14 protein-coding genes are annotated in these 18,495 nt (G+C 63.4%); 10 read left to right on the forward strand and 4 right to left on the reverse strand.

What is annotated here, in order from left to right; genetic code table 11:
• Positions 1-55: 55 nt before the first annotated feature.
• Positions 56-394: a ribbon-helix-helix domain-containing protein gene (locus F6X40_RS31550; RefSeq protein ID WP_187630516.1), complete on the forward strand. Its 339-nt coding sequence runs from the start codon at positions 56-58 to the stop codon at positions 392-394.
• 77 nt (positions 395-471) lie between these two features.
• Here F6X40_RS31550 and F6X40_RS31555 read toward each other — a convergent pair whose 3' ends face one another.
• Positions 472-1,710 (reverse strand): MFS transporter, encoded by a 1,239-nt coding sequence (locus F6X40_RS31555; protein ID WP_187630517.1) that lies wholly within the window; start codon positions 1,708-1,710, stop codon positions 472-474.
• Positions 1,711-2,173: 463 nt separating this feature from the next.
• On the opposite strand from F6X40_RS31555, the gene F6X40_RS31560 reads away from it, so the two are divergent.
• The 7 genes from F6X40_RS31560 (at position 2,174) to F6X40_RS31590 (ending at position 13,381) form a co-directional block, all read left to right on the forward strand.
• Positions 2,174-2,542 (forward strand): hypothetical protein, encoded by a 369-nt coding sequence (locus F6X40_RS31560; RefSeq protein ID WP_184064479.1) that lies wholly within the window; start codon positions 2,174-2,176, stop codon positions 2,540-2,542.
• A 522-nt stretch (positions 2,543-3,064) separates the two neighbouring features.
• Positions 3,065-5,611 (forward strand): phosphoenolpyruvate--protein phosphotransferase, encoded by a 2,547-nt coding sequence (gene ptsP / locus F6X40_RS31565; RefSeq protein ID WP_187630518.1) that lies wholly within the window; start codon positions 3,065-3,067, stop codon positions 5,609-5,611.
• 22 nt (positions 5,612-5,633) lie between these two features.
• On the forward strand, positions 5,634-7,418 hold the full coding sequence (gene ptsG / locus F6X40_RS31570) for a PTS glucose transporter subunit IIBC (protein ID WP_187630519.1): 1,785 nt from the start codon (positions 5,634-5,636) through the stop codon (positions 7,416-7,418).
• A 98-nt stretch (positions 7,419-7,516) separates the two neighbouring features.
• Positions 7,517-9,106, forward strand: a complete 1,590-nt coding sequence (locus tag F6X40_RS31575) for an aspartate:alanine exchanger family transporter (RefSeq protein WP_187630520.1) — start codon at positions 7,517-7,519, stop codon at positions 9,104-9,106.
• Positions 9,107-9,291: 185 nt separating this feature from the next.
• The gene (locus F6X40_RS31580) at positions 9,292-10,605 is read left to right on the forward strand and encodes a c-type cytochrome (RefSeq protein WP_187630521.1); all 1,314 of its coding nucleotides are present in this window, start codon (positions 9,292-9,294) and stop codon (positions 10,603-10,605) included.
• Entirely contained in the window at positions 10,602-11,084 is a 483-nt protein-coding gene (locus F6X40_RS31585; protein ID WP_187630522.1) for a (2Fe-2S)-binding protein, read from the forward strand. Before F6X40_RS31580 ends, F6X40_RS31585 begins: the two co-directional genes overlap by 4 nt.
• Entirely contained in the window at positions 11,081-13,381 is a 2,301-nt protein-coding gene (locus F6X40_RS31590; protein ID WP_187630523.1) for a xanthine dehydrogenase family protein molybdopterin-binding subunit, read from the forward strand. The genes F6X40_RS31585 and F6X40_RS31590 overlap by 4 nt, the downstream gene beginning before the upstream one ends.
• Positions 13,382-13,505: 124 nt before the next feature.
• Here the strand turns inward: F6X40_RS31590 and F6X40_RS31595 are convergent, their stop codons facing one another.
• The 3 genes from F6X40_RS31595 to F6X40_RS31605 form a co-directional block, all read right to left on the reverse strand.
• Positions 13,506-13,979 carry a carboxypeptidase regulatory-like domain-containing protein gene (locus F6X40_RS31595; RefSeq protein WP_184064458.1) on the reverse strand — a complete coding sequence of 158 codons (474 nt, stop codon included), beginning with the start codon at positions 13,977-13,979 and terminating at the stop codon, positions 13,506-13,508.
• A 130-nt stretch (positions 13,980-14,109) separates the two neighbouring features.
• Positions 14,110-15,612, reverse strand: a complete 1,503-nt coding sequence (locus F6X40_RS31600) for a Na+/H+ antiporter NhaC family protein (protein ID WP_187630524.1) — start codon at positions 15,610-15,612, stop codon at positions 14,110-14,112.
• Between the two features lie 352 nt (positions 15,613-15,964).
• Complete coding sequence (locus F6X40_RS31605; RefSeq protein WP_262421608.1) at positions 15,965-16,459, reverse strand: hypothetical protein; 495 nt, start codon at positions 16,457-16,459, stop codon at positions 15,965-15,967.
• A gap of 760 nt (positions 16,460-17,219) precedes the next feature.
• Between F6X40_RS31605 and F6X40_RS31610 the strand changes: the two genes are divergently transcribed.
• Positions 17,220-17,657: a response regulator gene (locus tag F6X40_RS31610; protein ID WP_187630525.1), complete on the forward strand. Its 438-nt coding sequence runs from the start codon at positions 17,220-17,222 to the stop codon at positions 17,655-17,657.
• Positions 17,658-17,747: 90 nt separating this feature from the next.
• Entirely contained in the window at positions 17,748-18,302 is a 555-nt protein-coding gene (locus F6X40_RS42755) for a hypothetical protein (RefSeq protein ID WP_262421609.1), read from the forward strand.
• Positions 18,303-18,495 lie beyond the last annotated feature (193 nt).

Genomic DNA, 18,495 nt, shown 5'->3' on the forward strand with positions numbered 1-18,495 from the left:
CGCGCCGCGCGCTTCGCGTCCTGCGACGTCATCATTCGCGAGAAAGGCTGAACGTATGTGCAACGTCTATGTCAACGCTGATCCGATCCTCTACGAGTCGCGTACGCGCGCGCTGCGCATTCATGGCGTCGTGACCACGGTGAGGCTCGAAAATCTCTTCTGGGACGTGCTTCGGGAAATCGCCAACCGCGAGAACGTGACGACGACCCAGTTCGTCGTGAAGCTTCACGACGAACTGGTCGCCTTGCGCGGCGAAGAGTCGTTGAATTTCGCGTCTTTTTTGCGCGTGTGCTGTTTGCGCTATCTATCGACGAGCGCCGCCCGCAACGAGGCCGCTGGCGACGTGTCGCTCAACGCCCCGTTTCAACCCAGAGTCGTGAAGACGGCTGTTTGACGGCTTCCGTCGCCTGGCGGTCGCCACAGCTGGCTAGCGCGGTGCGGTCCAGGCACGCGACGTACTGTCTCGACGCGTCAGTCAACCGACGCATCGCAGGCGCAATCAAGGGAAGCCGCCGTGGCCGGTCGTTCCAATACAGCAAGCCGTTGCAGTGCCACGAGGCCCAGTAGCGCGAGTCCAAGTCCCAGCGTGAAGTCAGCGTGAACGCCCGCACGGTCGACAATGGTGCCCCCCACTGCCGAGCCCACCGCAATCGCCACCTGGATGATGCTGACGAACATGGCCGACCCCGCTTCGGGCAGGTCTGTCGTGCCGCGCTGAATCCACACGCTGAGGCAAAGCGGAAGCGCTCCGAACGCGATTCCCCACAGCAGCATCCCCGCAGTCTCGCCGATCGGCGAATGTTCGAGCAGCAACATCGACGACATCGCGCCCAATAGCAGCAGAACCATCGCGGCGACGGATTTCTTTAGATGGTCCGAAATCACCATCGATGTCAACGCATTGGAGAAGAAGCCGATCAGACCGAATCCGAACAGCAACAGCGTGATGGCGCTCAACGAGAAGTCGTGTTCGAGCAGCGGCGCAATATACGTGTAGGTCGAGAAATGCGCGCCGAAGACGAGCGCGACCATCACCATGCTCAACCTCGTATGAGGCCGGACAAGCAGGGTTTTGAAATCGGCGATCCGCAACGCCGATGCCGACGGCAACGAAGGCACGAGGAACGCCTGCGCCAGTAAGGCGAGCGACACGAGGCCCGCGGTGGCGGCGAACGCCATGCGCCACGATGCAAACGATGCGATGAACGTCCCGAGCGGCACGCCGATCACGGTTGCGCAGGTCACGCCGGTCAGAATGGTCGCGGTCGCTTTGGCGGCATCCTTTGCTTGCACGAGTCGAGGAGCCGCCGCCGTCGCCAGAGTCCAGAAGCCACCCAGCGCGCCGCCAAGCAGAGCCCGTCCTACGAGCATGATCGCGAGGTTCGGTGCGATGGCACACACGACGTTCGCGATCAACAGTACCGCAGTGAGGAGCAGGAAAACGTACCGGCGGTCCATGCGGCCCGCGCTGACTATCAGCGTAGGCGCCAATATCGCGGCCATCACGCCGGGCGTGGTGACCATGAGGCCAGCGACACCGGTCGACACGCCGAGGTCGTGTGCGATTTGCGGCAACAGCCCGACAGGCAAAAACTCGGCCGTGACGAAGGCGAATGCGCTTACCGCTACCGCTATGACGGAGAGCCATTGACCCGCGGAGGTTGAATGTTCTTCCAACGATGCCGGGATTGCAGGTGTATCGATTTGCATGACGACCTTGATGCCAGATTGAAGTCTCGTACTTTAGGCTGGGTCTCATGTCCGAAAAAGAGTCGTCCGATGAAAAGACTAGAAGGTGTGGCTGAACAATGCCTCTGCGGCGATATCTCGCTATGAGTCAGCTAGTCTCGCGAAACGACCCGTACGGCTCTTCCATATACGTCGGCACGAAAGCGTTCGCCATCAGCAACCTGATGCGCATTGGCCAAACCATCGACGCTCCTACTGTTTTCTTGACAGTCTTCCACAATGTTACGAGGTCTCGTAAGTCGCGCCGCCGTGCGTTCTCAGGGCCGCCATAGAGGTATTGCAGCGTTCGCGGCGGTTTGAGGGCTTCGTTTTTTGCAGCGTGCAATGGAGCCCCCGTGATAGGTATACCAACTGATCTGATCGCACCAGGGAGGCGGATTATGTTGTTCCATTCAGCCCCGGGAGTCCCTGAAGGAATTACGCGATGGACCTTATCAAGAAATTCAATGCGTTCCATGACTGGTATTTGATGGGCGTATCCGCGGACCGTGAGGCAAGCATCGTTGAGCTTGCCTTGATGTTCGACAACAGGAAAGACCGGGTTCGCGTTCAATTCAAGGGCGCGACGCGCTGTCTTGCGAACGATTTCCTCATCCAGAACGTCATTTATGAAGTAAAGGTACTCACGGATTTCCAGTCCCCTGATTATCAGCGCGCCCTCCATGCGCTAGAAAAATCATATTTCGGAAAAGAGAACCGCCCCAATATGCCGATTGCATCTGTAGGCGCCTCGTTGGGCGCGGAATTGCTCATCGAGTTCGATACGGTGGATGTCGTCACGGATCTACTCTGAACAGTAAGGGTGAACGCGTTGTCGGGCCGCCGCCTTTCGCTAAACGGATAAAACACAGATTAATGAACGCGTCACACGCCAATTAATAAAGACCGCTCCATCTCCCGCCAGGAAATTGCAAATTTCAGGCGTTCCCGTCCGCAATCGTCTTGTCTTGCAATCTACGCTCAGTAACATATGCTCTTTTTCAGAGCGCTTTCCGGGTCCTTTTTTCTAGGGACCACGGTGCAAAGGGTTGTGCATGGGTGCGAGGCGGCCCGGCAAACGCAAACAGCGCCGGCGGAGCGCGCCTGACGTTTCTCCATTCATCCCGGTCGAGGCTGCGCGGCGCACACGGGCGACGTGCGCGACTTTGTTTGGTTTCCCGAGTTTTTTGTCACCGACGCTTTTGTAACGTGCGCCGCTCACAAGTGGGTGAGCGGGGTGAGCGGCAATGGTGCCGACCGCACGTGTGAATGTCGCGCCCATGCGGCTCGAGTCGAGCCACCTGAGGCGAACGTCAATGTACAAGGAGTCCTGGCGATGAAAGCTCCTCAGCGTCCTCAGCGCATCGGGTTGATGGCGCCACTGTCGGGTGTACTGGTTCCTCTCGAGAGCGTGCCCGATCCGGTCTTCGCCCAGAAGATGGTCGGCGATGGCGTGTCGATCGATCCGACCTCGGATGAACTGCTGTCGCCGCTTGCCGGCAAGGTCACGCAACTCCATAGCGCTGGCCACGCCACGACGATCACCGGCGACAACGGTCTGCAAGTGCTGCTGCACATCGGGCTCGACACCGTGTTGCTGCGCGGCGAGGGCTTCATGCCGTTGGTCAAGGAAGGCGACGCCGTCGCGACGGGCACGCCGCTGATCCGCTTCGACCCAATCGCGGTCGGCGCAAAAGCAACCAGCCTGCTCACGCAAATGGTGATCGCCAATGGCGATCTCGTCACGCGCTACGTTCCCGCGAAAGGGCTCGTCGTTGCCGGCACCGACGTCGCGCTGTACGTCGAGCTGGTCGGCAGCGTGGAGGACAAGGACACGGCCAGCGCCACCGGCGCGATCTTCTCCGACGAGATCACGCTGCCGAATCCAGCGGGCCTGCATGCACGGCCCGCCGCGGTCGTCGCGGTCGAGGCGAAGAAATTCAAGTCCGAGATCCGGCTGCTGCGCGGCGATGCCAGCGCAAATGCCAAGTCCGTCGTCGCGATCATGGGGCTCGCAACGAAGTTCGGCGACAAACTGCGCGTCGAGGCCCGCGGTCCCGACGCGGCGGAGGCGGCCAGTACCGTCGCGCGTCTGCTTGGCGAGGGATCGGGCGAAAAGCCCGGCGATGCGCCCGCACCCGCGGCGGCTGCGCCAACCGCACCGGCTGCGCCGGTGCCAGCACCGACCGAAGCGGCTCCCGCCGACACCAACGAATTCATCGGCGTATCCGCTTCGCCAGGGCTTTCGGTCGGCAGGATCGTGCAGTTCCGCCAGCAGGTCATCGAGGTGAACGAAGCGGGCGAGTCGCCGCAACGCGAACGGGCGCAACTCGAAGCGGCCCAGCATCAGGCGCGTCAGCAGATCGAGGCGCTCAAGGCGACGCTCACCGATCCGTCGAAAGCGCAGATTCTCGACGCGCATCTCGAACTGCTGGACGATCCTGGCCTCAACGACGCCGCGATCAGCAGCATCAGCGCGGGAAAGGGCGCGGGGTTCGCGTGGCGCGATGCGTTCCAGCACCAGGCAAGCACGCTCGAAAAGCTCGACAATCCGCTGCTGCGCGAACGCGCCGGCGATATCCGCGACGTCGGCCGCCGTGTGCTCGCGCTGCTCGCCGGCGTGAAGCAGGCGCAGATCGACGTGCCGGACGAATCGATCCTGATTGCCGAGGAGCTCTCGCCGTCCGACACCACGTCGCTCGATCGCAGCAAGGTGCTCGGCTTTTGCACGACGAGCGGCGGCGCAACGAGCCACGTCGCGATCCTCGCGCGCTCGCTCGGCATTCCGGCGATCTGCGGTATCGACGCGCGCGCGCTGCAACTCGCCGACGGCACGCCCGTCGTGCTCGACGGTTCGCGCGGCAGCTTGCGGCGCAACCCGAGCGCCGAGGAACTCGAGAAGGCGCGCGAACGCATCAGCCGCCAGGCCGCCAAACGCGAAGACGAAAAGCTCGCGGCAACCAAACTCGCAATGACGGCCGACGGCCACCGCGTCGAGGTCGTCGCGAACATCCGCAATGCGCAGGAAGCACGCGACGCGGTCGCGGCCGGCGCCGAAGGCGTGGGCCTGTTGCGCTCCGAGTTCCTGTTCGACGCGCGAGACACCGCGCCCACCGAAGACGAACAGGCCGCCGAATATTGCGCCGTCGCCGAAGCGCTTGGCCACGAGCGGCCGCTCGTGGTCCGCACGCTCGACGTCGGCGGCGACAAACCGCTGTCGTATCTGCCGCTGCCGAAGGAAGACAACCCGTTTCTCGGCCTGCGCGGCGTGCGCGTGAGCCTGGCGCGTCCCGACATCTTCCGCACGCAACTGCGCGCGATCCTGCGCGCGGCGCCGCTTGGGCATCTGCACGTGATGTTCCCGATGATCGCCGCGATCGAGGAGGTGCGGGCAGCGCGCAAGATCCTGCTCGAAGAAGCCGGCGATCGCGCGGCGAGCGTGAAAGTCGGCGTCATGATCGAAGTCCCCGCGGCCGCGCTGATCGCCGAGCCGCTCGCACGCGAAGTCGATTTCTTCTCGATCGGCACGAACGATCTCACGCAATACACGCTCGCGATGGACCGCGGCCATCCGCAGCTCGCGAAGCAGGCCGACGCGCTGCACCCGGCGGTGTTGCGTCTGATCGGCATGACGGTCGACGGTGCGCACAAGCATGGCAAATGGGTCGGCATTTGCGGCGGCATCGCGTCGGATGCGATGGCGGTGCCGGTGCTCGTCGGCCTTGGCATCGACGAGCTTTCGGTGAGCATTCCGGCGATCGGTTCGATCAAGGCTCAGCTTGCACGCGTGACGACCGAAGAAGCCAGGAAGCTCGCCGCCGAGGTGCTGTGTCTGGGCACCGCCGCGGAAGTCCGCGCGCATCTGTCGCGCTTTGCCGAGTGAGCGGATCAACAGGAGATCAGCCATGTTCTCGCATGCCTTCGGAGTCTTGCAGAAGATCGGCAAATCGCTGATGCTGCCCGTCGCCGTGCTCCCGGTGGCCGGCCTGCTGCTCGGTCTCGGCGCCACCGACTTTCACGGTTACGTGCCGGCCGTCGTGCTCGCGCTGATGAAGAACGCGGGCGACGTGATCTTCGGCAACCTGCCGCTGATCTTCGCGATCGGCGTCGCGCTCGGCTTCACCGAGAACGATGGCGTCTCGGGCATCGCCGCAACGATCGGATATCTGGTGATGACGGCCACCTTGGGTGTGATCGGCAAGCTCCAGGGCGTCGAAACCGACACGATCATGGGCATACCGTCGATCCAGACCGGCGTGTTCGGCGGCATCCTCGCCGGTGGTCTTGCGGCATGGATGTTCAACCGCTACTACCGGATCACGTTGCCGCCCTATCTCGGTTTCTTCGCCGGCAAGCGCTTCGTGCCGATCGTGACCGCGATCGGCTCGATCGTGCTCGGCGCGATCCTGTCTTTCGTGTGGCCGCCGATCGGCAGCGCAATCAAGGCTTTTTCGCATTGGGCGGCGGTTTCCGACCCGCGCACCGCCGCGACGGTCTACGGTTTCGTCGAACGTCTGCTGATTCCGTTCGGCCTGCATCACATCTGGAACGTGCCGTTCTTCTTCGAAATGGGCAGCTACCTCGACCCGACGACCGGCAAGACGGTTCACGGCGACATCACCCGTTTTTTCGCGGGCGACCGGACCGCGGGCATCCTGGCGGGCGCGTTCCTGTTCAAGATGTTCGGCCTGCCGGCCGCGGCGATCGCGATCTGGCATTGCGCGAAGCCGGAGAAGAAGGTGGCCGTCGGCGGCATGATGGTCTCGGCCGCGCTGACTTCTTTCCTCACCGGCATCACCGAGCCGATCGAATTCGCGTTCCTGTTCGTCGCGCCGGTGCTTTACCTGATTCACGCATGCCTCGCGGCGTCGGCGCAGTTCGTGGCGAACACACTGGGCATGCGCATGGGCTTCACGTTTTCGCAAGGCGGCATCGATTTTCTGATGTTCAACCTGATCGGCGGGAAGGCCACGCACGCGTGGTACGTTTTCATCCTTGGTCCAATTTACGCGGTGATCTATTACGGCGTGTTCCGCTTCGTCATCACGCGCTTCAACCTCAAGACACCCGGTCGCGAGGACGACGCGGCGGAAACAGCCGCGGTTGCCGCGAGCGGCGCGGGAGGACGTTCGCGCGAACTCGTGCTGGCCTTTGGCGGCCGCTCCAATATCACGAGTCTCGACGCTTGCATCACGCGGCTGCGCATCTCCGTGAAGGACCCGGCGGGCGTCGACGAACCCAAGCTCAAGGCGCTCGGTGCCGCGGGTGTGGTGCGCATGGGCAACGGCGTGCAGGCGATCTTCGGGCCGTTGTCGGAGAACATGAAAACCGACATGCAGGACTATCTGAAGACAGCGGGTGCCGAAGCGGATTTGCCGGCGGCCGGGGTGCCCGGTGTGGAAGGCGCAGCGGCGGCGGCTCCAGCGGCTGTGGCCGCCTCGGTGCAAAACTCGCCGCAGGAAACGGAGCGCGCGGAAAAGATTCGTGCGGCGCTGGGCGGCGCGGCCAACATCAGGAAGCTCGACGCGCTGGCTGCCACGCGGTTGCGTGTCGAGCTATCGGACGCGTCGCGCATCGACGCGGCCGCTTTGAAAGCAGCGGGCGTGGTCGCGACGCAAGCGTTGAAGAACGGCGCACTCGATCTGATCGTGGGTCTCGGCTCGGGCAACCTCGCAGGCGCAATGCGATAGCAGCAACGAGTATCGTCAGCAACTGCCGTGCGTCGAACGCGAGGCCTACCCGGTGGAAGCGCTCAGTCGCGTTGCTTTGTCCACCTATAGGGGGCGGCATGGGAGCAGCCAGAACTTTCCTCGAAACTCAGCCGCTGTTCGCGCTTTTTCTGACCATCGCGCTTGGCTACCTGGTCGGCGAAATCACTATCAAGGGCGTGGCTCTAGGCTCGGGGGCCGTGCTGTTCGTTGGACTGGCGCTCGGCGCGTTCGCGCCGAAATCCGCGCCGCCGGCGTTGCTGGGCACGCTCGGTCTGCTGCTGTTTCTGTATGGCATCGGCATTCAGTACGGCGCGCAGTTCTTTCGCGGACTCACGAGCCGGGAAGGCGTGAAGGCCAACGCGGCCGCATGTCTGGGCGTGATCGTTTCGGGTCTGGTGGCGTGCGGCTTCATCCATTTCGGCATCACGCTCGCCGATGCGCTCGGCATGTTCGCCGGCAGCGGCACCAGCACGGCGAGCCTGCAGGTTGCCATCGCATCGATGAAAAGCAGCAATGCCGCCGTGGCTTATAGCGTCACCTATCCGTTCGGCGTGGCCGGGCCGATCCTATTCCTCTATGTGCTTAACTCGGTCCTGAAAGCCAAAATACCGAAACCGCCCGCGAAGGTGCTGGAGACCGCGGAAATCGCGCTGCGCAATGCCAGTCTCTTCGGTCTCAAGCTGTCGGAGCTCTCGACTCGCCTGCCTGCCGGCGTAGTGATCGCGGCCGTGCGGCGCGCGCATCACAATCAGCTGCCCAGCGACGACTTCACGCTGCGCGCCGACGACGTCCTCCTTGCCACCGCCACCGAGCGCCGCCCGCTCGACGAAGCAACGGCGCTATGCGGCGAGCTACAGCCCGGGCGTATCTCGAGTCATCGGGAAGACCTGGACTATATGCGCGTGTTCGCGTCGAGTCCGTCAGTCGTCGGCACGGCGCTCGGCAATCTGCGCTTTCCGGATGGCGTGAACTGCGCGGTCGCGCACGTGCGGCGCGGCGACGCCGATCTACTGTCGACGCCAGAGCTCATTCTCGAAGCTGGCGACCGCGTCGGCCTGCTCGTCAGTAGCGCGCATCGCGCGAGGGTCCGCGCGTTTTTCGGCGATTCGATCAAGGGCACGGCCGACCTCAGTTTCATCTGTCTGGGCATCGGCGCGGCAGCGGGGCTGCTGGTCGGCGCGATCCCGCTGCGCGCGCCCGGTCTCGGCGCGTTCAGCCTGGGTCTCGCGGCGTTGCTACTGGTCGCGCTGTGCCTCGGCAAGGCGCGCCGCAGCGGACCGTTCGTGTGGGTGATGCCGCTCTCTGCAAATCTCGTGCTGCGCAATCTCGGGCTGACGATTTTTCTCGCGCAGGTGGGCCTGTCTTGCGGACCGAAGTTCGTCGCGACCGTCGGCAGCGCCGGACCGCTGCTGCTGCTTTATGGCGTGATCACGCTGCTGGTGCTGGTCGGCGTCACGGCTGTGTGCTGCCTGTGGGTCTTCAGACTGTCTTTCGATACATCGGTCGGCGTGATCTGCGGGGCGACCGGCAATCCCGCGATTCTCGCCTTCGCCAACCGCATCGCGCCGACGGATCAGCCCGACGTCATGTACGCGATGATTTTTCCGTCGATGACCATCGTCAAGGTGCTTTTCGTGCAGATCGCCATCGCGATCGCAGCCGGCTAGGCGAGACCGTTATCGCGACCTGCCGCTGTTCGACCCTAAAGCTTCCGTCCTCGTAGACAGCGGCCAACCGCGGAGCGGCGGACAGCCGCAGACTTCCGCGAATATCAGGAATGCCGCTTGCGCCACCTGGAGCCGCGCGACGTAGTCTGGAACCATGATGCGGACGGCTCGGCGATGGAGGCTAGATGAAAGGACGGGTGGCGAGTGCAGGCATGGCCGTTGTCGTGGTTGCCCTCATGGCCGCATACGGCGGACCCACGGCGCATGCACGGGAGCCCGCGTCGAGTCCCGTCACCGCGCCCATCGCGGCCGGCAGCGATACCGCGGCCGCGGCCGCGGCGCGCGGCGCGAAGCTCGCGGCCGTTGGCAATTGCGTCGCGTGCCACACCGCGACGGGCGGCCTGCCCCTCGCGGGCGGACTGCCACTGCGAACACCCTTCGGCATCATTTACTCGACCAACATCACCCCGGACAACGAGACGGGTATCGGGGGCTGGTCGCTCGACGCGTTCGCGCGCGCGATGCGGCGCGGCGTGTCCAGCGACGGCCATCTGCTCTATCCGGCGTTCCCCTATCCGCACTTCACGCACATCAGCGATGCCGATATGGGCTCGCTGTATGCGTGGCTGATGAGCCGCGCTCCCGTCAAGGCGCCTGCGCCGCACAACGAGCTGATCTTCCCGCTCGGCTTCAGGCCCCTCATCGCCGTGTGGAATCTTTTTTACCTGCATACCGGTACGGAACCAGCGCCGGCCCCGCCTGAAGCGCCGGACGTCGCACGCGGACGATACCTGGTCGACAGCCTCGGTCATTGCGGTGCGTGCCACACGCCGCTCGGCCGCCTCGGTGCCGAGCGCCGCGACCGCGCGCTGCAAGGCGGCACGATCGACGGATGGGATGCGCCCGCGCTGACGGACCTCGCTTCACGCCCCACGCCCTGGACGCAGGCACAGCTCGTCAGCTATCTGCGCACGGGCCTCGCGAGCGCCCATGGGGCGGCGGCGGGTCCGATGCGCCCCGTCACGCGCATGCTCGCCGACGCATCCGCCTCCGACGTAGAGGCAATTGCCGCGTATCTGCTGGCGTTGCCGTCCGGGGGCCCAGGCATGCCGGAGCATCCGGTCGCCTCGCCCTCCGCTTCCGCCGCGCCCGTGTCCACCGCGCCCGGCGGCGGCGCTAATCTATTCTCCGCGGCCTGCGCATCGTGCCATGCCGAAGGCGCGCCGATGTCGAGCGGGGGCGCTCGACCGTCGCTGTCACTTTCCACGGCCGTCAACGCCGACAGCCCGCGCAACATGGTCCGCATCATCCTCGATGGAATCGAATGGCACGAAAGCGATAGCGCGCCCTTCATGCCATCATTCGCCAACACATTCACGGATGCGCAGATAGCGGAGCTCGCCAACTACACGCGCGAACGCTTCACCGCACGCGACGCGTGGCCCTCGCTCGACGCCGGCGCGGTCGCGCATTTTCGCAAGGACGGCCTGCCACGATGATCACGCTCAACGTCAACGGAGTCAGTCATACGGTCGATGTCGACCCGTCAACGCCGCTGCTCTACGTGTTGCGCAACCAGTTGCAGCTCGATGGCGCGAAGTTCGGCTGCGGTCTCGGTCAATGCGGCGCATGCACGGTCAGCGTCGGCGGCGAACCGGTGTTCTCGTGCCTCATGCCGGTCGTGGCAGTTGGCGACCGGCCAGTGCGAACCGTCGAAGGACTTGGCAGCGCGGAACATCCGGGACCACTTCAGCAAGCCTTCATTGACGAGCAAGCCGCGCAATGCGGCTATTGCATCGCCGGTATGATCATGCGCGCGCACACGCTGCTGGAGCGAACCCCGCACCCAGGCGATGAACAGATCCGCCGCTACATGCAGCCGAACCTGTGCCGCTGCGGCACGCACATGCGCATACTCGCGGCGATCCGGCAAGCCGCCACGGGTTCGCCGCGAACGGACGAGGGAGCGCAGTCGTGAGCGACGGCCCCCCGTCCTCCGTCGCTCACGGCAGCGGCCCCGATGACCCCGCGCGGCGCCGCTTCCTCGTTGGCGGCTCGCTGATGGTGAGCTTCGCGATCGTGCCCGGCATGGCCGCGCTTGCGCAAACCACCACCGAAGCGGGCACCTTCAACGCGAGCGCCCCAAAGCTGCCGGGCAGTCTCAAGAGCACACCGTTGCTCGATGCGTGGATCAAGGTCGCCCCTGACGGCCACGTGAGCGTATTCACGGGCAAGGCGGAGCTTGGCACGGGCATTCGCACCGCGCTGCTGCAGGTCGCCGCGGAAGAGCTGGATCTCGCGCCGCATGCGATCGAGCTGATCACCGCCGACACCGCCGCAACGCCGAACGAAGGCTACACCGCAGGCAGTCACACGATGGCGGACAGCGGCACCGCGATCCTCAACGCCGCCGCTCAGGTACGCGCGCTGCTGGTCGCGAGCGCGGCGTCGCAGTTGGGCGTCGACGCCGCGGCCCTGACGACGCGCGACGGCGCCGTCATTGCCGCCGACGGAAGACGCGTGAGCTATGGCGAAGCCGTGCAATACGCGGACCTCCATCAGAACGCGCAGCCCGACGCGCCGAAAAAGCCGCCATCGGCCTACGCGCTGATTGGCCATATGCTGCCGCGCGTGGATATACCGGGCAAGGTGACGGGCGGCGCGAGCTACGTCCAGGACCTGCGGCCGCACGGCATGCTGCATGCCCGCGTGGTGCGGCCGCCGTCTTATGGCGCGAGCCTCGTCGCAGTCGATAGCGGGCGCGTCGAAGCGCTGCCCGGCGTCATCAAGGTCGTGCGCAACGGCAACTACCTCGCGGTGGTCGCCGACGACGAATGGCGCGCGATCCTCGCGATGCGTGAGCTTGCGCTTGCCGCGCAATGGCAGGCCGGGCCGCCGCTGCCCGATCCGGCGAACGTTCACGCGCTGCTGATGAGTCTGCCTTCACAGGAAATCGAGGTGGCCGATCAGGGCGCAGCGTCGGGCGCGGCCGCGCCTGTGGCGACGCTGCGGGCGCGCTATTCGAGGCCGTATCTGACGCATGGCTCGATTGGGCCATCGTGCGCTGTCGCGCAGCTCGACAACGATGTGATGACCGTGTGGACGCACACGCAAGGCGTCTATCCGCTGCGCGCGGGAATCGCCGAAATGCTCGCGATGCCACCCGACAAGGTGCGCTGCGTGCATGTGGAAGGCTCGGGCTGCTACGGACACAACGGCGCGGACGATGTCGCGGCCGACGCCGCCCTCGTTGCACGCGAGCTGCCTGGCCGCCCGGTGCGCGTGCAATTGATGCGCGAACAGGAACACATGTGGGAGCCGTTCGGCCCGGCCATGACAGTCGAGGCGAATGCAACGCTCGATTCGGCAGGCACGCTTGCCGACTGGCGTTACGAGCTATGGAGCAACACGCATAACAACCGCATCGAGAATGCGGGCCGCCTGTTGCCCGCGCAGCTCCTTGCGCAACCGTTCACCCCCGCGCCGCCGAAGCCGATTCCGATGCCGGAAGGCGGAGGCGACCGCAACAGCATTCCGCTTTACCGCGTGCCCAGCCTGCACGTGCAGCATCATTTCGTGCCGACGATGCCGATACGTGTCTCTGCCATGCGCTCGCTCGGCGCGCACATGAACGTGTTCGCGATCGAGAGCTTCATCGACGAGCTCGCCAGAGCCGCGCACGCCGACCCCGTGGCGTTTCGCATGAAACATCTCGATGATCCGCGCGCGCATGGCGTCATTAGCGCCGTAGTCGATCAATTCGGCTGGCGAGCCCGCACCGCGCGAACGGGCGACTCGAGCCCGCGCTCGCACGGTACCGGCTTTGCGTTTGCCCAATACAAGAACCTGATGGCCTACCTTGCCGTCGCGATGGACGTGACGGTCATGCGCGATACCGGCGAGCTCAGCATCGAGCGTGTCGTAGCAGCCGTCGATTGCGGACAGATCGTCAATCCGGACGGCGTGCGCAATCAGATCGAAGGCGGCATTTTGCAAACCACGAGCTGGACGCTCTATGAAGAAACGCATTTCGACCCGCAACGCATCACGAGCTATGACTGGAGCACTTATCCGATCATGCGCTTCTCGTCTGTACCCCAACGCGTGGACGTGCTGTTGATCGACCGGCCGGGCCTGCCATTCCTCGGGGTCGGGGAAGCGGCGCAAGGCCCGGCCGCCGCGGCGCTCGCGAATGCGATCGACGACGCGACCGGTGTGCGGATCCGCGACTTGCCGTTGCTCGGGACGAAGGGGAAGAACCTGCTCAAGGCATGAGGCTTTCGTTCCGCAAAAGTACAGATACTGGCGTGTAAAAGCCAAATAAGCCTATGGCTGGGTCCAGGCCCCTTGTCAAACGAACGCGACGCGCGCGACCTTCGGCGCGGCGTCGGGACCGCGCTCAGTGGGTGGACGGAAACGCGAACGTCGCACGCGCGCTGCCATTGCCGCGGACGTTCACGGTCTCCCTTCTGGTCACGCTGCCGTAAGTGGCGTTGACCGTATAGCGCCCTTGAGGCAGCCGCACGAGCATGTACGGCCCCTTCGACGTGGCCTCGAACACGGTCGCGCCGCCAGCTTTGGCAATCTTCACCTGGACGTCGGCCACATAGCTCGCCCCGGGACCGGTGAACTGCAGAGACAACGGCCACTGCCTTCGTGCCTGCCGCAGCGCAGTCGACTCGTCGCGACCGACTCCGCCGGTCACGAACGATATGTCGCCCTGCTGCTGCGTCTCGGGCATGCCGGTCCTATGGATCTCGCTGGCGCTCTGCGGAGCAGCCGTCTGCGACACTGCGACGCCTGCCTGAGCCAGTGTGAACGCCGCGGCGAGCATCATGGACGCGATCCGGGGAGCGTTTCGTTGCATTTTCATCTTGACTGCTCCTTACAGTATTGCCGACGGTTCGTCGGACGGAAGAACGCTTGCAATAGGTTGGAAACACATCGCGCGCCGGGTATCGGCCACGAGCCAGGGTGCCTGACGACTCGAGTAAGAATACCCGTCAATTCTGTTTGGCGTCTTCATGGACCGGAGCTGGGGGGCCGCCTGCCGTTGAGGTCCCGGCTTGGGCTGGAGGGACGCGTGGCATGCGGATACCCGCGTAGGCGATCGCCACCGTCAGCAGCGGACTTACCACGCAAAATACGGCATAGGGCGCATAACTGAGTGTCGGCACGCCAAGGGTCACCGCCATAAACGCGCCGCAACTGTTCCAAGGGATCAGCGCGCCTGTGGTCGTGGCCGAATCACCAACGGAACGCGATAACACGATGGGCGCGTAGCCGCGTGCCGCGAATGCATTTCTGAACATCCGGGCCGGCAGCACGACTGCGATGAACTGGTCTGCCGTAACGATGTTCGTCGCGATGGTCGCCAGGACCAGGGAGCCGACCAGCGCCCCACCGCTCCTGGCCCAATTGACTACCGGAGCAATGAGGCGTTCTATCGCACCGCACTTCTCGACCACCCCTCCGAATGCCAGTGCCGTGATGATCAGCCAGATAGTATTCAACATGCTGTCCATACCGCCGCGAGTGAGGAGCGTATCAAGCACTGGATTTCCAGTCGTGGACCTGTAGCCGCTCCCAAGCGCAAGCCATACGCCTTTGAGCATCGCAATCGGGATCGGCACGCCCTCTCGCGCGGCGGCAAATGCGAGGACTCGCGCTGGCTCGACGAAAACGGCAACCACGCCACCCGCCAATGCGCCAAGAAAGATGGTGGTAAATGGCGGAAGCCGGAACAGCGTCAGCACGACGACAAGAACGAGCGGCAGGAACAGCACGGGCGATATGTAGAATGCGCTCTGCATTGCCGCAACCTCCGCGCTCGCATCGAAGGCGCCCGGGCGGCGAAGCAGATAAAACACGGCCAGCGTGATGACAATCGCGACGAGTGATGTCAGCAGCGTCTCTCGCACGTGTTGATACAGGTCGACACCGGCGGCAGCGGCCGCAAGATTCGCGGTGTCCGAGAGCGGCGAAGACTTGTCGCCGAAATAAGCGCCGGAAATCACTGCACCGGCCGTTATGGCGGGGCTCAGGCCCATGCTGTGCGCAATGCCCATCAGGCCGATTCCGATCGTACCCACGACAGTCCACGAGGTCCCAATGGCGAACGAGATCACCGCGCAGATTCCAGCCGCCGTGACGTAAAAGTAGTCCGGGTTCAGCAATTTCAGCCCGTAATAGACCATGGCGACGATCGTGCCGCTGAGCGCCCACGTGCCGATCAGCGCGCCGACTGCGAACAGGATGAGAATCGCGCCGATACCGGAACTGACACTGGCATTCGCGGCCTCCCCCAGCGAAGCGAGCGAATGACCGCGACGCCAACCGACAAATACGGCCAGCATGGTCGCCACGACGAGTGCCACCTGGTTCGGCCCGTTCGCACCACCATCGCCGAACAGGTAGAAGGACAGACTGACGAGAAAGACGAGGCCAGCGATCGGTATCAGTGCTTCGAGCATCGTGACCGGCTGGGGTGACTCGCTCCGCTTCATCGCCACGCTCCGTTCGTTTGCTGGGTAGTCCAAACGTTGCCATCCAGACCGCCGGGTAGCCGGTGAATCATCGAAACATGCGCGAACGGCTGCTTTGATTCGATGTCACGGCGCAGGCGTGCGGCCCTCGGTCCTGCGACTCGGCAATGGCAGCTCCGGCGGGCTCGCCGTTGCTTAAAGCATAGGAAAGAATCGTTGCTGCGTGAAGAATTGCAGGATTCGTGCCGAGCATCCCGCCTGCGGTTACAGGCTGCCGTACCTACTCTCTCTCAGCGCGAGACCTGCAGTCAACGGCAGCTCACCAGGCGTAGCGAAAACCGACGTCGCCCCAGACGCTCCAGGACCGCTGATCTCAACCGTCAGCGATCGTCAGCATGCCTACACTGCCCGGACTGACACCGACACCGAGAAAGGTTCCGGCGGAAAGCGTGCCGCCGGCGCCACTGACGACGGCCGTCGCCGTCGATCCGCCCCCGATCTGCAGAGTCCCGCTCGAACTGGAAACGGCGCCCCCATTTGTCACGCTCAGTTGCGCAGGTCCGCTGTTCCCAACAATAAAAAAGCCCGCGTTCGTATACATCGAACCTTCACCGGCAACTGTGAGTACACCGCTGCTACCCGGGTTGTAACCGACGTAGCTCTGAGAGGCGCTGAAGACCGTGCCGCCGGCGCTGACGTTCAGCGTTCCCGATCCGTTAAAACCGATGTAATACTGCGACTGCGGGTTTGTCGTCATAATGTTCCCGCCATTCACGGTTATGAGGCCACTACTGTTGGCTGCAAAACCAGCAAAAAGGCCACTCAATGTAACGTTCGCACCTGTCGGCACAATGACGGCCGCAGACATAAACGGTATTTGCGGACTCCCTTCCGACTGCAAGTCCAAGGCTTGCCGCCGCTACACAACCCAGCCGAGGTTTCAACTTTTCATAACCGATCGTGGTTATTCATGCCTTGCAAGGATTAGGGTTTTTCGTTAATTAACTGTGCGCTGATTGTGTGGGTCTACCCCGCATAGACGGAACAACGACGGAAGAATCCGACACTAATTCGAGAAAAAACGACCGTTTTTTCCTCAGGCAGAAGTGAATATCCATCGGGTAACCGCAAAATTCCAGGTCAGTGAAATCCCATTTTCAATGATCTGCGGCGGCAGAAAAACTCGAACTGGTCAATCGTTCCGGCCAGTAACAACTCGCCGGTTTCAATGGCGCGATTCATTTGGCATAAAGCGGCCCGATTGGGTTAATCGGCCGTCCCGCGAATTGGTCGGCGGCGCATCCGCGTTCGCAGCGAGGAACTCACATGATCGCCGACATGATCCAAGCCGTCACCAAAACACCAAATCGATTAACTTCCAGACGGAAGTTTTATGATTATCCGGTTCAAGTCGATGACTCTCACCGGTCGACGTATCCAATATAGTCAACGGGGTGCGGCGGACTTGCGCTGCTGCTTTGGTAAGAGCAAAGCGGGCGAGCGCAATGCCGCAACCATGTCGCCCGACCGCCCACGTGTTGGACACAGACTGTAGTCGAACAGGCAGCGAGCGCTACCTGGGTATGCCGCTTGCGAGACCCAGTAGGATCCTTCCACCATGTCGTGTCATGTCCACCGTACTGCTCATCGACGATGACCTTGAAAACCGATGCGCGCTGCAACTGGCGTTGGAGAGTCGCGGACACCGTGTTGTGCTCGCGGAGAACGGATGGGACGCACTGCAGAAGGCCCACACGGATTTTCCGGAACTCGTTATCACCGATTTGGAGATGCCGGAAATGGACGGCAAGGAGCTTTGCCGGCGTCTGAAGTGTCAGGCGGTGTTTTCCGGCTTACCGGTGGTGCTGCTGTCGGCTATGCCGGAACCTACGGAAGAGATTCGCTGCTGGACAGCGTTCCTGCGAAAGCCGGCCTCGATAGCGGCGTTGCTTGACGCCGTCGACAGGTACATTGCAGCGCGCCTGACCTATGCGCGGGCGCCACGCGACTCCGAGTACCCCGCCGCGGCGCGCTGGCGAGCTATCGATTCGCGATGCTGGCCGTAAAGCCCAAGCTGTTGGAATGCGAAGCCACGGGTTAATACACGCAGCAAGGCGGTGTTTGCTGTACGGCCGGTCCCGTTCTTGGCGGATGGCATGCAAACCGGTGAGATTGCTGAAACCCGGGTTGAGCCATCCACCTGGGTTTTCAGATTTGACTGGAATGATGCAACAGTCGTGACCCATCACATCGTCAGCAATGAGCCCGTACAGGAACCGTCGCTACAGAGCAGCGCCTGCGCGCTGACACAAGGTAAAAGATGGCAAGAGATTTCGTCCCCCTTCTCGCGGGCGGCAACAGCGCACGCCTATTGTTTGCCACTTCCTCCGGGCATGCCTCATGCTGCGCGCAGGTCAGAGAAAGCAGTTCCCGAACGGGAGACGATCATGAAGTTGATAATGGCAGGAATCAGCGCAATTTCCATCATTGCTAGCGCTTGCGCATTTGCGCAGACCAACACCGGCAACGCTGCGCCAGCACACCGTGATACTCAAAACGCGCAGCCGGGTGCCGCTGGCCAGAGCATGGGCCGTGCTGCGGACGCCGGCAACAGCAAGGCCGCCAGTGGCACATTGATGCAGAAGCGTGAGCATGCGATGTCGCCTCAAGGCGCGTCAAACTCGAACGCAACTGGCGCGATGAAACAATAATGGCGACGCGAGACCCCGATGGCGTGCACGAGCGCGTTTTCTCGATGAGATCGGACCGGGTTCTAATCCGAACTTTGACCAGGCCACTAACATAAGCTGTTGATTTCGCGCTGTTATGCGCGCTTGGGCGGGGCGGTTACTGGGTACAGGCGGGGTTGACGTTCAGAAGACGGAAGGCCTTTTCCTGAACGGG

The sequence above is a fragment of the Paraburkholderia sp. UCT31 genome (genome assembly GCF_014397655.1).
Taxonomy (GTDB): domain Bacteria; phylum Pseudomonadota; class Gammaproteobacteria; order Burkholderiales; family Burkholderiaceae; genus Paraburkholderia; species Paraburkholderia tuberum.

Bases quoted from the DNA above. Each gene is read 5' to 3' on its own strand.
- F6X40_RS31555 (WP_187630517.1), bottom strand. From the start codon at position 1,710: ATGCAAATCGATACACCTGCAATCCCGGCATCGTTGGAAGAACATTCA.
- F6X40_RS31605 (WP_262421608.1), bottom strand. From the start codon at position 16,459: ATGTCTGCGGCCGTCATTGTGCCGACAGGTGCGAACGTTACATTGAGT.
- F6X40_RS31585 (WP_187630522.1), top strand. From the start codon at position 10,602: ATGATCACGCTCAACGTCAACGGAGTCAGTCATACGGTCGATGTCGAC.
- F6X40_RS31600 (WP_187630524.1), bottom strand. From the start codon at position 15,612: ATGAAGCGGAGCGAGTCACCCCAGCCGGTCACGATGCTCGAAGCACTG.
- F6X40_RS31560 (WP_184064479.1), top strand. From the start codon at position 2,174: ATGGACCTTATCAAGAAATTCAATGCGTTCCATGACTGGTATTTGATG.
- F6X40_RS31610 (WP_187630525.1), top strand. From the start codon at position 17,220: ATGTCCACCGTACTGCTCATCGACGATGACCTTGAAAACCGATGCGCG.
- F6X40_RS31580 (WP_187630521.1), top strand. From the start codon at position 9,292: ATGAAAGGACGGGTGGCGAGTGCAGGCATGGCCGTTGTCGTGGTTGCC.
- F6X40_RS31575 (WP_187630520.1), top strand. From the start codon at position 7,517: ATGGGAGCAGCCAGAACTTTCCTCGAAACTCAGCCGCTGTTCGCGCTT.
- ptsP (WP_187630518.1), top strand. From the start codon at position 3,065: ATGAAAGCTCCTCAGCGTCCTCAGCGCATCGGGTTGATGGCGCCACTG.
- F6X40_RS31550 (WP_187630516.1), top strand. From the start codon at position 56: ATGTGCAACGTCTATGTCAACGCTGATCCGATCCTCTACGAGTCGCGT.
- F6X40_RS31595 (WP_184064458.1), bottom strand. From the start codon at position 13,979: ATGAAAATGCAACGAAACGCTCCCCGGATCGCGTCCATGATGCTCGCC.
- ptsG (WP_187630519.1), top strand. From the start codon at position 5,634: ATGTTCTCGCATGCCTTCGGAGTCTTGCAGAAGATCGGCAAATCGCTG.
- F6X40_RS42755 (WP_262421609.1), top strand. From the start codon at position 17,748: ATGCAAACCGGTGAGATTGCTGAAACCCGGGTTGAGCCATCCACCTGG.